11 protein-coding genes are annotated in these 13662 nt (G+C 65.7%); 8 read left to right on the forward strand and 3 right to left on the reverse strand.

Annotation, left to right across the window (positions count from 1 at the left end):
• Positions 1-50 precede the first annotated feature (50 nt).
• The 5 genes from mdh (at position 51) to lpdA (ending at position 7700) form a co-directional block, all read left to right on the forward strand.
• A complete protein-coding gene (gene mdh / locus FHT02_RS07405) occupies positions 51-1013 on the forward strand; it encodes a malate dehydrogenase (RefSeq protein WP_184086053.1) in 963 nt (320 codons plus the stop codon).
• A gap of 48 nt (positions 1014-1061) precedes the next feature.
• Positions 1062-1952, forward strand: coding sequence for a succinate--CoA ligase subunit alpha (gene sucD / locus FHT02_RS07410; RefSeq protein WP_184086055.1), 891 nt, complete (start codon positions 1062-1064; stop codon positions 1950-1952).
• Between the two features lie 141 nt (positions 1953-2093).
• Positions 2094-5027 (forward strand): 2-oxoglutarate dehydrogenase E1 component, encoded by a 2934-nt coding sequence (locus FHT02_RS07415; protein ID WP_184086298.1) that lies wholly within the window; start codon positions 2094-2096, stop codon positions 5025-5027.
• A gap of 23 nt (positions 5028-5050) precedes the next feature.
• On the forward strand, positions 5051-6295 hold the full coding sequence (gene odhB / locus FHT02_RS07420) for a 2-oxoglutarate dehydrogenase complex dihydrolipoyllysine-residue succinyltransferase (RefSeq protein WP_184086057.1): 1245 nt from the start codon (positions 5051-5053) through the stop codon (positions 6293-6295).
• Positions 6296-6305: 10 nt separating this feature from the next.
• Positions 6306-7700 (forward strand): dihydrolipoyl dehydrogenase, encoded by a 1395-nt coding sequence (lpdA, locus tag FHT02_RS07425; protein WP_184086059.1) that lies wholly within the window; start codon positions 6306-6308, stop codon positions 7698-7700.
• 159 nt (positions 7701-7859) lie between these two features.
• Here lpdA and FHT02_RS07430 read toward each other — a convergent pair whose 3' ends face one another.
• Positions 7860-8528: a YoaK family protein gene (locus tag FHT02_RS07430; RefSeq protein ID WP_184086061.1), complete on the reverse strand. Its 669-nt coding sequence runs from the start codon at positions 8526-8528 to the stop codon at positions 7860-7862.
• A 107-nt stretch (positions 8529-8635) separates the two neighbouring features.
• On the opposite strand from FHT02_RS07430, the gene FHT02_RS07435 reads away from it, so the two are divergent.
• Both FHT02_RS07435 and FHT02_RS07440 read left to right on the forward strand, forming a co-directional pair.
• Positions 8636-9268, forward strand: coding sequence for a trimeric intracellular cation channel family protein (locus FHT02_RS07435; protein ID WP_184086063.1), 633 nt, complete (start codon positions 8636-8638; stop codon positions 9266-9268).
• A gap of 157 nt (positions 9269-9425) precedes the next feature.
• Positions 9426-10427 carry a sigma factor-like helix-turn-helix DNA-binding protein gene (locus FHT02_RS07440; RefSeq protein ID WP_184086065.1) on the forward strand — a complete coding sequence of 334 codons (1002 nt, stop codon included), beginning with the start codon at positions 9426-9428 and terminating at the stop codon, positions 10425-10427.
• Between the two features lie 260 nt (positions 10428-10687).
• Here the strand turns inward: FHT02_RS07440 and FHT02_RS07445 are convergent, their stop codons facing one another.
• Together FHT02_RS07445 and sppA are read right to left on the reverse strand one after the other, a co-directional pair.
• Complete coding sequence (locus tag FHT02_RS07445; protein ID WP_184086067.1) at positions 10688-11248, reverse strand: GNAT family N-acetyltransferase; 561 nt, start codon at positions 11246-11248, stop codon at positions 10688-10690.
• The gene (gene sppA, locus FHT02_RS07450; RefSeq protein ID WP_184086069.1) at positions 11245-13134 is read right to left on the reverse strand and encodes a signal peptide peptidase SppA; all 1890 of its coding nucleotides are present in this window, start codon (positions 13132-13134) and stop codon (positions 11245-11247) included. The genes FHT02_RS07445 and sppA overlap by 4 nt, the downstream gene beginning before the upstream one ends.
• 208 nt (positions 13135-13342) lie before the next feature.
• Here sppA and groES point away from each other — a divergent pair, with 208 nt between their 5' ends.
• Positions 13343-13630, forward strand: a complete 288-nt coding sequence (groES, locus tag FHT02_RS07455) for a co-chaperone GroES (RefSeq protein WP_184086071.1) — start codon at positions 13343-13345, stop codon at positions 13628-13630.
• Positions 13631-13662 lie beyond the last annotated feature (32 nt).

The raw sequence follows: 13662 nt of genomic DNA on the forward strand, positions 1-13662 counted from the left end.
GGACGCCCATGCGCGTCCGTGCGGTTGCTTTACGGAAGCAGGAGAGTTCATTGGCCCGCAAGAAGATCGCGCTTATCGGCGCCGGCAACATCGGCGGCACGCTCGCCCACCTCGCAGCACTGAAGAATCTGGGCGACATTGTCCTGTTCGACGTGGTCGAGGGCGTTCCCCAGGGTAAAGCGCTCGATCTGAGCCAGTGCGGGCCTGTCGAGGGCTTCGACGCGAAGATCATCGGCACCAACGATTATGCCGACATCGCAGGCGCGGACGTGATCATTGTCACCGCCGGTGTCGCCCGCAAGCCCGGCATGAGCCGTGACGACCTGCTCGGCATCAATCTGAAAGTCATGAAGGCCGTGGGCGAGGGCATTGCCGCCAACGCGCCCGAGGCGTTCGTGATCTGCATCACCAACCCGCTCGACGCGATGGTCTGGGCGCTGCGCGAGTTCTCGGGGCTCCCGCACCACAAGGTCGTCGGCATGGCCGGCGTGCTCGACTCGGCACGCTTCAGCCACTTCCTTGCCGAGGAGTTCAAGGTCTCGGTCAAGGACGTGAACAGCTTCGTGCTGGGCGGCCACGGCGACACCATGGTTCCGGTGCTCGAATATTCCACCGTCAGCGGCATCCCGGTCAGCGACCTGATCGCGATGGGCTTCTCCACCCAGGAGCGTATCGACGCTATCGTCCAGCGCACCCGCTCGGGCGGCGGCGAGATCGTGGGCCTGCTCAAGACCGGCTCGGCCTTTTACGCGCCTGCCACTTCAGCGATCACGATGGCTGAAAGCTATATCTACGACAAGAAGCGCGTGCTTCCTGCCGCGGCGCACCTCACCGGCCAGTACGGTATCGACAATCTCTATGTCGGCGTGCCGATCATCATCGGCAAGGACGGCGTCGAGAAGGTCATCGAGATCAACCTGACCGACGAAGCCAAGGCCAACCTCACCGTGTCGGTCGAGGCGGTCAAGGAACTGCTGGTTGCCTGCAAGGGCATCGATTCCTCGCTGAACTAATCCCGCGCGCCTTCAGGGCGCGCTCATCTCACAGGAGCAGGTGCCCGCATGAGCATCCTCGTCGACAAGAATACCAAGGTCATCACTCAGGGGATGACCGGCAAGACCGGCACCTTCCACACCAAGGCGGCGCTCGATTACGGCACGCAGATGGTCGGCGGCGTGACTCCCGGCAAGGGCGGCACGACGCATGAGGAGCTGGGCCTGCCCAACTTCGACACCGTGGCCGAAGCCGTCGAAAAGACCGGTGCCACTGCGTCCGTGATCTACGTTCCGCCCCCCTTCGCGGCCGATTCGATCCTGGAAGCAATCGACGCTGAAGTGCCGCTGATCGTCGCGATCACCGAGGGTATCCCGGTGCTCGACATGGTCCGCGTCAAGCGCGCGCTGTCCGGCTCGAAGTCGCGCCTGATCGGCCCGAACTGCCCCGGCGTGCTGACGCCGGGCGAGTGCAAGATCGGCATCATGCCCGGCAGCATCTTCTCCAAGGGTTCGGTCGGCGTCGTGTCGCGCTCGGGCACGCTTACTTACGAGGCGGTGTTCCAGACCACCAATGCTGGTCTCGGCCAGACGACGGCAGTCGGCATCGGCGGCGATCCGGTCAACGGCACCAACTTCATCGACGTGCTCGAGCTGTTCCTGGCCGACGACGCAACTCAGTCGATCATCATGATCGGCGAAATCGGCGGCGACGCCGAGGAGCAGGCCGCGCAGTTCCTGATCGACGAAGCCAAGCGTGGCCGCAAGAAGCCGATGGCCGGCTTCATCGCGGGCCGCACGGCGCCTCCGGGCCGCCGCATGGGCCATGCCGGTGCGATTGTGTCGGGCGGCAAGGGCGATGCTGAGAGCAAGATCGCGGCGATGGAAGCCGCCGGCATCCGCGTCGCTGCCTCGCCCTCCGAGCTCGGCTCGACGCTGGTGGACGTGCTCAAGGGTTGAAATGGATGACGCTCCTCCCTTGATGGGAGGAGGCTGAATGCGGGCCAGACGGCGCAAGCCACGATCTTGCCCGCATCGTCCCAGGCTTCGGCTTGGGCCTCCCTCTCCCATCAGGGGAGAGGAGAAGTGAGGATGAAGACAATGGGCTACGAAGGCCTGGATTTCGAGCAGATCGCCGGCGGGGTGAGCCCCGCTTTCATCGAAACGCTGTACCGCCGCTACAAGGCCGATCCTACGGGCATCGAGCCGCAGTGGCAGCAGTTCTTCGAAGGCCTCGAGAACAGCGCCTCGGGCCCCAGCTGGGCCAATCCGCGCTGGCCGCTGAGCGACACCGACGCGCTCACTGCCGGCCTGGACCCCACACAGATGGAGCCCGCGCCCAAGCCCGCCAAGGGTGGCGCGGCCAAGCCGGCCCCCGTCCCTGCCCCATCGTCCGAGGCGGACATCGCCAAGGCCGCTGGCGACTCGATCCGTGCGATGCTGCTGATCCGCACCTACCGCGTGCGCGGGCATCTCGCCGCCGACCTCGATCCGCTCGGCCTTGCCCGCCAGAACCTGCCCGAGGACCTGCGCACCGAATATCACGGCTTTGCCGATACCGAGATCGATCGCCCGGTTTATCTCGGCGGCGTACTGGGCCTGCAATGGGCCACCGTGCGCGAGATCGTGGACATCCTGCGCGCAAATTACTGCGGCAAGGTCGGCCTTGAATATATGCACATCGCCGATGTTGCGGAGCGCCGCTTCCTTCAGGAGCGGATGGAGGGCAAGGACAAGGAAATCACCTTCACGCCTGATGGCAAGAAGGCGATCCTGACCAAGGTTATCGAAGCCGAGCAGTGGGAAAAATTCCTCGGCAAGAAATATGTCGGCACCAAGCGGTTCGGCCTCGACGGCGGCGAATCGATGATCCCGGCGATGGAGTCGATCATCAAATACGGTGGCCAGCTCGGCGTCCGTGAGATCGTCTATGGCATGGCCCATCGCGGCCGCCTGAACATGCTCACCAACGTCATGGAAAAGCCGTATCGCGTGCTGTTCCATGAGTTCGCCGGCGGCTCGGCCAACCCGGAGGATGTCGGCGGTTCGGGTGACGTGAAGTACCATCTCGGCACCTCCACCGACCGCGAGTTCGACGGCATCAAGGTGCACATGTCGCTGGTGGCCAACCCCTCGCACCTCGAGGCGGTGAACCCGGTCGTGCTCGGCAAGTCGCGCGCGCTCCAGACGCTGCGCAGCGACCTGGAAGAGCATGAGCAGGTCCTGCCGGTGCTGATCCATGGCGACGCGGCGTTCGCGGGTCAGGGCATTGTCTGGGAATGCCTCGGCTTCTCGGGCATCCGCGGCTACAATACCGGCGGCTGTGTCCACTTCGTCATCAACAACCAGGTCGGCTTCACCACGAGCCCGCAGTTCGCGCGCTCCTCGCCCTACCCGTCCGACGTGGCCAAGGGCGTCCAGGCGCCGATCCTGCACGTCAATGGCGACGATCCCGAGGCGGTGACCTTCGCGACAAAGGTGGCGATCGAGTTCCGCCAGAAGTTCAAGCGCGATGTCGTGATCGACATGTGGTGCTATCGCCGCTTCGGTCACAATGAAGGCGACGAGCCGAGCTTCACCCAGCCGCTGATGTACGCCAAGATCAAGGGACACCCCGGGGTGTCCGAAATCTACGGCAAGCGCCTGATCGCTGAAGGCGTGATCGACCAGGCTTTCGTCGACGAAAAGACCAACCAGTACAACACGCTGCTCGAAGGCGAGTTCGAAGCCGGCAAGTCCTACTCGCCCAACAAGGCGGACTGGTTCGCCGGCCGCTGGTCGGGCCTGTCGGCACCTGCCGATCCCGAGAGCGCACGCCGCAGCGTCGATACTGGTATCGAGCAGAAGCTGTTCGACGGCCTGGGCCGCACGTTGACCACCGTCCCGGAGGGGCACGAGATCCACAAAACGCTCGGCCGCGTGATCGAAGCCAAGCGTGAGATGTTCCGCTCCGGCGCGAACTTCGACTGGGCAACCGGCGAAGCGCTGGCGTTCGGCTCGCTGCTGTCCGAAGGCTTCGGCGTCCGTTTGTCGGGTCAGGATTCGGGCCGCGGCACCTTCTCGCAGCGCCACGCCGTCTGGGTCGATCAGAAGACCGAGGCCAAATATGTGCCGCTGACGACGATCCCCCACGGATCGTTCGAAGTGCTCGACTCGCCGCTCAGCGAATATGGCGTGCTCGGCTTCGAGTACGGCTATGCGCTCGCGGACCCGAAGGCACTCGTGCTTTGGGAGGCGCAGTTCGGCGACTTCGTCAACGGCGCGCAGATCATGATCGACCAGTTCATTGCGTCGGGCGAGTCCAAGTGGCTGCGCGCCAATGGCTTGGTGATGCTGCTGCCGCACGGCTACGAAGGCCAGGGCCCCGAGCACAGCTCGGCGCGTCCGGAGCGCTTCCTCCAGCTGTGCGCCGGCGACAACATGCAGGTCGCCAACGTCACCACGCCGGCCAACTATTTCCACCTGTTGCGCCGTCAGATGCATCGCAACTTCCGCAAGCCGCTGGTGCTGATGACGCCCAAGTCGCTGCTCCGCCACAAGCTCGCGGTGTCGAAGACAGAGGATTTCCTGGGCAACAGCCACTTCCACCGGCTGCTCTCGGATCCCAAGGCGCCGATGGACGGCGAGGTGCGCCGCCTGGTGCTCTGCACCGGCAAGGTTGCCTACGACCTGCTGGAAGCACGCGACGCCGCGGGTGACCAGAACACCGCGATCGTCCGTGTCGAGCAGCTTTATCCCTTCCCGGGCGAGCCGCTGGTCGAACGCCTCAAGCGCATGACCAACCTCGAAGAGGTGGTTTGGGCGCAGGAAGAGCCGAAGAACAACGGCTATTGGACCTTTGTCGAGCCGTTCATCGGAGCGTGCATGGTCGAAGCCGGCATCGCGCCGCAGCGTCCGCGCTATGCGGGCCGCGCCGCCGCGGCTTCGCCCGCTACGGGCCTGATGAAGCGCCACCAGACCGAACAGGCCGCGCTCGTCGCCGACGCGCTTGGCCACAACGTCCGCGAAGAGATTCGCCGGACGCGCAAGAACTAAGACTGGGAACGAGGAAGAAACAGATGGCAGATGTTAAGGTCCCAGTGCTCGGTGAATCGATCACTGAAGCAACCGTCGGTGAGTGGCTGAAGAACCCCGGCGATCCGGTGAAGGTCGACGAGCCGATCGCCAGCCTCGAGACCGACAAGGTTTCGGTCGAAGTGCCTTCGACCGTGGCGGGCGTCATGGGCGAGCAGCTCGTCAAGGTCGGCGACACGGTCGAGGTTGGCGCGGTGATCGCGACGATCGCCGAAGGCGGCGCAGCCGCTTCGCCGGCGGCCCCTCCTGCCGCAAGCGCAGCCCCCGCGCCGACCGCGCCTGCCGCGGTCGCCTCCTACGGATCTTCCTCGCCGGCGCAGGGCCAGGCACCCGGCTCGGACGGGGCTGCCGCGCTGTCGCCTTCGGTCCGCCGCGCCGTGCTGGAGACCGGCGTCGATCCGTCGAACCTTCAGGGCACCGGCCGTGACGGCCGCCTGACCAAGGAAGACGTGATGACGGCCGCGCAGAACAAGCCTGCGGCCGCGCCAGCTGCTGCCGCGCCCGCCGCTGCGGCACCCGCGACCGGCGGCCGCAAGGAAGAGCGCGTCAAGATGACGCGCCTGCGCCAGACCGTCGCCAAGCGCCTCAAGGAAGCGCAGAACACCGCCGCGATGCTCACCACGTTCAATGACGTGGACATGACCGCGGTGATCGAGGCCCGCGCCAAGTACAAGGACCTGTTCGAGAAGAAGCATGGCGTCCGCCTCGGCTTCATGGGCTTCTTCGTGAAGGCCGCCTGCATGGCGCTCAAGGACATTCCCGGCGTCAACGGCTCGATCGAAGGCGATGAGATCGTCTACCACGATTATTGCGACATCTCGGTCGCGGTGTCGGCCCCGAACGGCCTGGTCGTTCCGGTGATCCGCGACGCCGAGACGCTGAGTGTCGCCGGCATCGAGAAGACGATCGGCGATTTCGGCAAGCGCGCCAAGGATGGCACGCTCAAGATGGACGAGATGCGCGGCGGCACCTTCACCATCTCCAACGGTGGTGTGTTCGGCTCGCTGATGTCGACGCCGATCATCAACCCGCCCCAGTCGGCGGTCCTGGGCCTGCACCGCATCGAAGAGCGCCCGGTCGTGCGCGACGGCCAGGTGGTCGTCCGCCCGATGATGTACCTCGCGCTCTCCTACGATCACCGCTTGGTCGATGGCCGCGAGGCAGTCACCTTCCTCGTCGCGCTCAAGAACGCGATCGAAGACCCGACTCGCCTGCTGATCGACCTCTGAGGACAGAACCATGGCTGAATACGACTTCGACGTCCTTGTGATCGGTGCCGGCCCCGGCGGCTATGTCGCTGCGATCCGCGCGGCACAGCTGGGGCTCAAGACCGCCTGCGCCGAATCGCGCGAAACGCTGGGCGGCACCTGCCTCAACGTCGGCTGCATCCCGTCCAAGGCGCTGCTCCACGCGTCCGAACTGTTCGAGGAAGCGCATGACGGCACGCTCGCCAAATGGGGCGTCAAGACCCAGGGCGTCGAGCTCGACCTGGGCGCGATGCACGCCGGCCGCCAGGAAGCGATCAAGGGTCTGACCGGCGGCATCGAGTTCCTGTTCAAGAAGAACAAGGTCGAGTGGCTGAAGGGCCGCGCCACCTTCCAGGACGCGCATACCGTCGCGGTCGGCGATCGCACCGTTACCGCCAAAAACGTGATCATCGCCACCGGCTCGTCGGTCACTCCGCTCCCCGGTGTCACCGTCGATCAGCAGCGCGTGGTCGACTCGACTGGCGCGCTCGAGCTGAACGAAGTTCCCAGCCACCTCGTCGTCATCGGCGGCGGCGTGATTGGCCTGGAGCTCGGATCGGTGTGGAAGCGCCTCGGCGCCAAGGTCACTGTCGTGGAATATCTCGAACAGATCTTCCCCGGCATGGACGGCGAGATCCGCAAGGACGCGCAGCGCATCTTCAAGAAGCAGGGCTTCGAGTTCAAGCTCGGCACCAAGGTGACGGGCGCGCAGGCGACCGGCAGCGGCGTGACCCTGACGGTCGAACCCGCCGCCGGCGGCGCGCCCGAGACGATCGAGGCGAGCCATGTGCTGGTGTCGATCGGCCGCCGTCCCAACACCGAGGGCCTCGGCCTCGACAAGATCGGCCTCCAGCTCAACCAGCGCCACCAGATCGAGACCGACCACGATTTCCGCACCGCGGTCGACGGCGTCTGGGCGATCGGCGACGTGATCCCCGGCCCGATGCTCGCGCACAAGGCCGAGGATGAAGGCATTGCCGTCGCCGAGAACATCGCCGGCCAGACCGGTATCGTGAATCACGATGTGATCCCGAGCGTGGTCTACACCATGCCCGAGATCGCCGGCGTCGGGCTGACCGAAGAGCAGGCGCGCGAAAAGGGCGAGGTCAAGGTCGGCAAGTTCCCGATGGCCGGCAACAGCCGCGCCAAGACCAACCGCGAGGCCGATGGCTGGGTCAAGGTCGTCGCCGACGCCAAGACCGACCGCGTACTCGGCGTGTGGATGATCAACGCCGTCGCCGGCACCATGATCGCCCAGGCCGCGCAGGCGATGGAATTCGGCGCCACGTCCGAAGACATCGCTTATACCTGCCACGCTCACCCGACGCATTCGGAAGCGCTTAAGGAAGCCGCGATGGCGGTGCTAGGCAAGCCGATCCACGTCTGATCGCCACAGAAAGATCGAAGCCCTCTCCCGCCTGCGGGAGAGGGTTGGGTGAGGGTTCAGCGCAATGCAGCCTCTGGGTCGGATACTCAGATGGCTCCGTCTCCCGCAGGCGAGGGAGCAGGGCTGGAGCCCAGGGCACCCCCGCCGGCTCTTCCCGATCTAAGCCTTCACGGCATCATCGCCGGCACCTCTGCCGCCCAGCCGCACCAGCACCACCGTGACCGCCGCCGCCAGCATTCCCGCCAGCCACAACGCATCCCAGCCCCAGCGCCATTGGCTCGCCGCGCCCGACACTGCGCCTGCGACGAATCCGATCCACAAGGTCAGATACGGCACCCAGCCCCAGCGATCGGCATCGCCCATCAGCGCGCCGCCCAGCTTCTGTCCCATCCGCACCAGCGATCCGGTCATATAGGTCAGCCCAATCGAGACCTCGCCGTCGCGCGTGAACACGCCATTTTCCGCGCCCATCGCGCAGGCAAGCAGCAACAGCACCACCGGACCCGGCGCAACCGCCGCGACGATCGCCGCCGCGAACAGCAGCACCGTCACTGCGCCCATCACCGCGCCGCGCGCGCGGACCCCCGCTGCCCGCGCGATCACGCTCGACGCGATCACGCCGCTTACGAAGCTCAGGATCAGCCCGCCCGCCATCTTGGCGGCATAGGCGTCCCCGCTTCCCAACCCGACGCCAAGCCGAGTCGAATTGCCGCTCATGAACGAGGCGAAAAATCCGCCCATGCTGGTAAAGGCAAGCGCGTCCACAAAGCCGGCGAGTGCGGCCAGGAACATCGCGACGACGATCAACGGAGGTTCGGTACGTTGCATAAGTGGAAAACACACCTCGGTACTGGATAGCTCCCAATAGCCAAGCCGTTCGGGTCCAAGCCAGTGCTGGTTTGACGTGCCCGCATGCACGCGGGAAAAGCGGTGCCATGCAGGTACCCGTCACCGAACAGATCGGCCCCATTCTTCCCTGGCTCGACCTGTTCGGCATCGCCGTGTTCGCCGCCACCGGCGCGCTCTCCGCCACGCGCCGCGCCCAGACGTTCGTCACCGCCGCCTTTTTCGCGCTGATCACGGGCGTGGGCGGCGGCACTGTGCGCGACCTGCTGATCGGGGCGCCGGTCTTTTGGGTGCACGATGCCAGCGTGGCGACGATCTGCCTCGGCGTGGCGGTGCTCGTATGGCTTACCCCCCAGCATTGGTGGAGCGACCGCACCTTCGCCTGGCTCGACGCTTTCGGGCTCGCCGCCTATGCCGCGTTCGGCGCTGCCAAGGCATTGGGCCACGGCATCCCGCCGGTGCCCGCGGCCTTTATGGGGGTGGTAACGGCATGCGTCGGCGGGATCATCCGCGATGTGCTGGTCGGGGAGCCCTCGATTCTCATGCGCCCCGAATTATACGTTACCGCCGCTGCGCTCACATCCGCTCTATATATAGCTATGAGCCTTGCCGGCCTGCCGCCCTTGGCGGCGGGACTGGTCGCGGCGGCGGCGGGGTTCGCGCTTCGTGCTGCCGCCATCGTCTGGAAGCTCGGCCTGCCCGCCTATCGCGGGCGGCGCTGACCTGAGAGGTTAACGCTCCGTTTCGCGTTCTACCCCGGGAACTACCCGTAGGGAGAGTCCCCGTAAGGATTTTGCGCGAATAGGCCGGCTCGCCTGTCCCCTTCATATGCCTCTCATCAGGGCGGCTCGGCCGCACGGATTGCAGGGGAACACAATCATGTCGAAGACCACGATCGCGCTCGAAGCCGCCGTTGCCGTTGTTATCGAGAACACGCCCAAGGACGTGCCGCAGACCAACCGTCAGCGCGTTTATGTCGACCGTGCCTTCGCCCAGATCCTCAAGCTGATCGCCCCGCGCATCCGCCACTTCGTCCGCCAATATGGCCTGGTCGCGCACTTCGACGATGCCGAGCAGTGCTGCGCCATCGCCGTGCACCGCGCCATCGAAGCATATGACCCCGCCAAGGCGCAGTTCACCACCTTCGTGAACTGGCAGATCCGCGGCGAGCTGCAGAGCCTGCGCTTCCGCCTGATGACCGATCAGCGCCCCTCGGCCAAGAAGGTGGAAGCCACCACGGTGTCGCTCTCCGCGCTCGCCACCGGTCCCGATGGCGAGGAAATCTCGCCTGAAGCGATGATCGTCGACGAGGACGCACTGGAGCGCACCGAATCGGCAGCCTCCGATTATCTCGCCGATGGCGCCATCTCCTCGCTGATCGACGCCTATGTCGATCACTTGCGCAAGGTCGGCATTGAGGCGCTTGCTCGCCGCCCCCGCCCGAAGCGTCAGGAAGCAGCGCTGCGCCGCGAAGGCCCGCGCCTCAAGACCGCCACACACGGCATCGATCCCGCCGAGCTGGAGAAGCTCGAAGCCAAGCTCGAGCGCGACCGTGAAATCGTCGCCCGCCGCGTGTTCCAGGCTTCCACCCTCGATGATCTGTCGCTCGAAACCGGGGTGACCAAGGAGCGCGTCCGCCAGATCACCAAGCGCGCCGCCCAGACCATCGCCGAGATCGCCGCCGCCGACCCCCGCTTCGCCGTCATGGCCGAACACGATTGCCCGGCCTCGTCGCGCCGCCCGGCTGCTGCACCCGCCGCAACGCTGTTGCCCAACGCGAACCTGCCCCACAACCGTCTCGCCACTGTCCGCGCCGTGGAAGCGGCCCAGGCCGCCCGCCATCACGGCATCGTCGCTCAGTCGAGCCTTGCCCTGAACTAATCCCCTAAACCTCCCCGGCGCGGGGAGAGGGACCATGCAGGGGTTCTCCACGAGTGACACAGCCCCGGAAACGCCGCGTGCCTCGTCACACGCCATAAAACATCCGCCCCATACAGGGGAGGCGGCACGCGCAGCGTGACGGGGTATCGCGCCATCGAGAGGGTGGCACGCCTCGCGCTACCAGCTTACGCTGGCGCCCTCCGAGGGGTTATCGCAAGCCCGGCTCCTCAATCTCTCCCTGCTCAGGAAGAACATCAGGTTCACCCCCGCACCACGCCGACATCGGCGAACCGCTTCGGATCGACGGGCGGCACACGGGGTTCGTTGAGCCCACATTGCCAGAAACCCACATCGATCCAGCGCCCGTGCTTGTACCCCACTTCGCGGTACACGCCCGCACGGCGGAAGCCGACCGCTTCGTGCAGTCGAATCGAATGGTCGTTAGGCAGCGCGATCGCGCCGATCGCCTGGACGAACCCCTGGGCGCGCAGCGTATCGATCAGCGCTTCATACAACAGCCGCCCCGCCCCCAGTCCGCGCGAAGCGTCGGTCATGTAGATCGAAGTCTCGACCACATATTGATATGCCGGCCGGTCCCGGAACCGCGTGGCATAGGCATAGCCGATCACGCCACCTTCAGGCTCCCCGTTAGTCGCCACCAGCCATGGATAGAGTCCGTCGCCCGCCGCCATACGCGTCCGCATCGCGCGCGTATCGGGCGGCTCGATCTCGAAGGACACAGTGCCGGTCAGCACGTGCGGCGCATAGATTGCCGCGATGGAAGCGGCATCCTGCGGCTGGGCAGCGCGGATCGCGATCACAGGCCGAACCGCGCCATCACCAGATCGAACAGGCGCTGATCGCCCGGCCGGCCGCGCGCGGGGCCGAAGCCGCCGCATTCCAGGCAGCGCGCCTGGATCGACCCGCCCAGCGCCAGCCGCCGCACATCGCCCAACGCCTTTGCCGTCAGCCCCTGCCGCTCCAGCGCCGCACGCGCGAACAGGTCGGCGCCTGCGGGCTGGTCGGCCCAGTCATCGTCCGTATCGTCTCCGGTGAAGGCATTCAAAGCCTGCATCCAGCTGCTCGGCTCCTTTTCTAGATACACTGCGTGCACCTTGGCCGGATCCAGCTTCGCGCGCTTGGCCGCTTCATCGATCGCCGCCTGAAGACCGCCGAACCGGTCGACCAGCTTCAATTGATGCGCCACGCCGCCGATCCACACGCGCCCCTGGCCGATTTCGTCGACGCGCTGCGGCGGCAGCTTACGCGCTTCCGAAACGCGCTGGATGAAGCGGGCATAGCCATTGCTGATGGCGCCCTGCAAGACGCGGTCGGTCACTTCGTTGGTGCCGCCGGTAATATCGGGCTGGCCGGTCAGCGGCGTGGTCTGCACGCCATCGGTCGTCACGCCGATCTTGGCCAGCGTGTTCTCGAAAGTCGGAATGATCCCGAAGATGCCAATCGACCCGGTGATCGTATTGGGCTCGGCGAAGATCACATCGCCCGCCGTCGACACCCAATAGCCGCCGCTGGCCGCGAGGCTGCCCATCGACACCACGACCGGCAAGCCCTGCATCTTTGCCTGCAGCACCGCCTGGCGGATCTGTTCGGATGCCAGCGCCGACCCGCCGGGCGAATCGACGCGCACCACCAGTGCCTTCAGCTTCTTCTCGGCAAGCCCCTTGAGCAGCAGCGCGCTCACGGTATCGCCGCCCGCGGTGCCGGGTGCGGCCTCGCCATCGACGATCTCGCCCGCGACGGTGATCACGCCGATGGCGTCGCCGCTGGTCGGCAGCGGGTGCGCCGCCAGCCAGTTACTCAGCTTGATCCCGTTAAAGTTGCCGGCCGGCTTGCCCGCCGGCCTGCCCGCGATCTCCGCCACGCGCTTGCCGAACGCCAGCCGGTCGCCCAGCTTGTCGACCAGCCCATAATTCAGGTTTGCGCGCGCGATGTCACCACCCGTGCTCGCCACCGCCTGATCGGGCTTGGTGAGATACTCGGCGATTCGCGCCTTGGGGCGCGCGGTCGCGATATTCTGCTGCCATTGCGCCAGGATGCCGCCGTACAGCGCCTGGTTCGCCTCGCGCGCCTCGGGCGACATGTCGGCGCGGATATAAGGCTCCACTGCCGACTTGAACTTGCCAACTTTGTAGACGTGGGCGTTGACGCCCAGCTTGTCGAGCAGCCCCTTGTAATAAAGCTGGCGTCCGCCTGGACCCGCGAACAGCGTGCCGCCCATCGGGTTGACCCACACTTCGCTGGCGTTTGCGGCGATCAGATAGCCCGCATCGGTATAAGCGGTGGCATAGGCAAGGACCGGTTTGCCGCTGGCGCGCACGCCGCGAACCGCCTCGCCCACTTCGGCAACCGCGGCGGGATAGCCGCCCGCGAAGCTGTCCAGGTCCAGCACGACTGCCTTGACGCGCGCATCGCCCTTGGCAGCATCGAGCGCGCGCAGCACGTCGCGTTGCCGCAATTGGCCGAGCGACTGGCGGCCCGTTACGCTTGCCAGCGGATCGGTTTCCTCCGGCTGCTCCGCGAGCGTGCCGTTAAAGGCGATCACCAGCGCGCCGTCGCGAATGCCGGCCTTGTTGGGCCGGTGGGACAATGCCGCGAACAGCGCCGTGAAGAACAGCAGCATGGCGACCAGGACCAGAAAGTCCTTGATCCCGACAAGTATCTTCCACGCACCTCGAACGAGCTTCACTTGGCCGTGCTCCACCTTGCAATCGCAACGGTGCTACCGGAGGAGCGAGCCCGAGTAAACGGCTGTATTAATCGGCCAACACGGCGCAAACTTTTGCGCGATGGCCCCTTGACGAATTCGGCGCTCGGCAGCATCTCCCGTGTCGTTAGCACTCGGATCAGCTGAGTGCTAAAACCCACTTGAACCTATATCAGAGGATCGCAGCGCAATGACCTTCCGTCCGTTGCATGACCGCGTGCTCGTTCGCCGCGTCGAAGCCGAGGCAAAGACCGCCGGCGGCATTATCATCCCCGACACCGCCCAGGAAAAGCCGCAGGAAGGTGAAGTCGTCGCCGCTGGCGCAGGCACCAAGGACGAAACCGGCAAGGTGACGCCGCTCGACGTCAAGGCTGGCGACAAGATCCTGTTCGGCAAGTGGTCGGGCACCGAGGTCAAGCTCAATGGCGAAGACCTGCTGATCATGAAGGAAAGCGACATCCTCGGGATCGTCGGCTGAACCTCCCTTCCGCACAACTTTCACAAACTTCC

This window comes from Sphingomonas xinjiangensis, assembly GCF_014199255.1.
Taxonomy (GTDB): Bacteria; Pseudomonadota; Alphaproteobacteria; order Sphingomonadales; family Sphingomonadaceae; genus Sphingomonas; species Sphingomonas xinjiangensis.

Coding starts and splice junctions, on each gene's coding strand:
- FHT02_RS07435 (WP_184086063.1), top strand. CDS start 8,636: ATGCAGGTACCCGTCACCGAACAGATCGGCCCCATTCTTCCCTGGCTC.
- FHT02_RS07430 (WP_184086061.1), bottom strand. CDS start 8,528: ATGCAACGTACCGAACCTCCGTTGATCGTCGTCGCGATGTTCCTGGCC.
- odhB (WP_184086057.1), top strand. CDS start 5,051: ATGGCAGATGTTAAGGTCCCAGTGCTCGGTGAATCGATCACTGAAGCA.
- FHT02_RS07415 (WP_184086298.1), top strand. CDS start 2,094: ATGGGCTACGAAGGCCTGGATTTCGAGCAGATCGCCGGCGGGGTGAGC.
- groES (WP_184086071.1), top strand. CDS start 13,343: ATGACCTTCCGTCCGTTGCATGACCGCGTGCTCGTTCGCCGCGTCGAA.
- sucD (WP_184086055.1), top strand. CDS start 1,062: ATGAGCATCCTCGTCGACAAGAATACCAAGGTCATCACTCAGGGGATG.
- lpdA (WP_184086059.1), top strand. CDS start 6,306: ATGGCTGAATACGACTTCGACGTCCTTGTGATCGGTGCCGGCCCCGGC.
- FHT02_RS07440 (WP_184086065.1), top strand. CDS start 9,426: ATGTCGAAGACCACGATCGCGCTCGAAGCCGCCGTTGCCGTTGTTATC.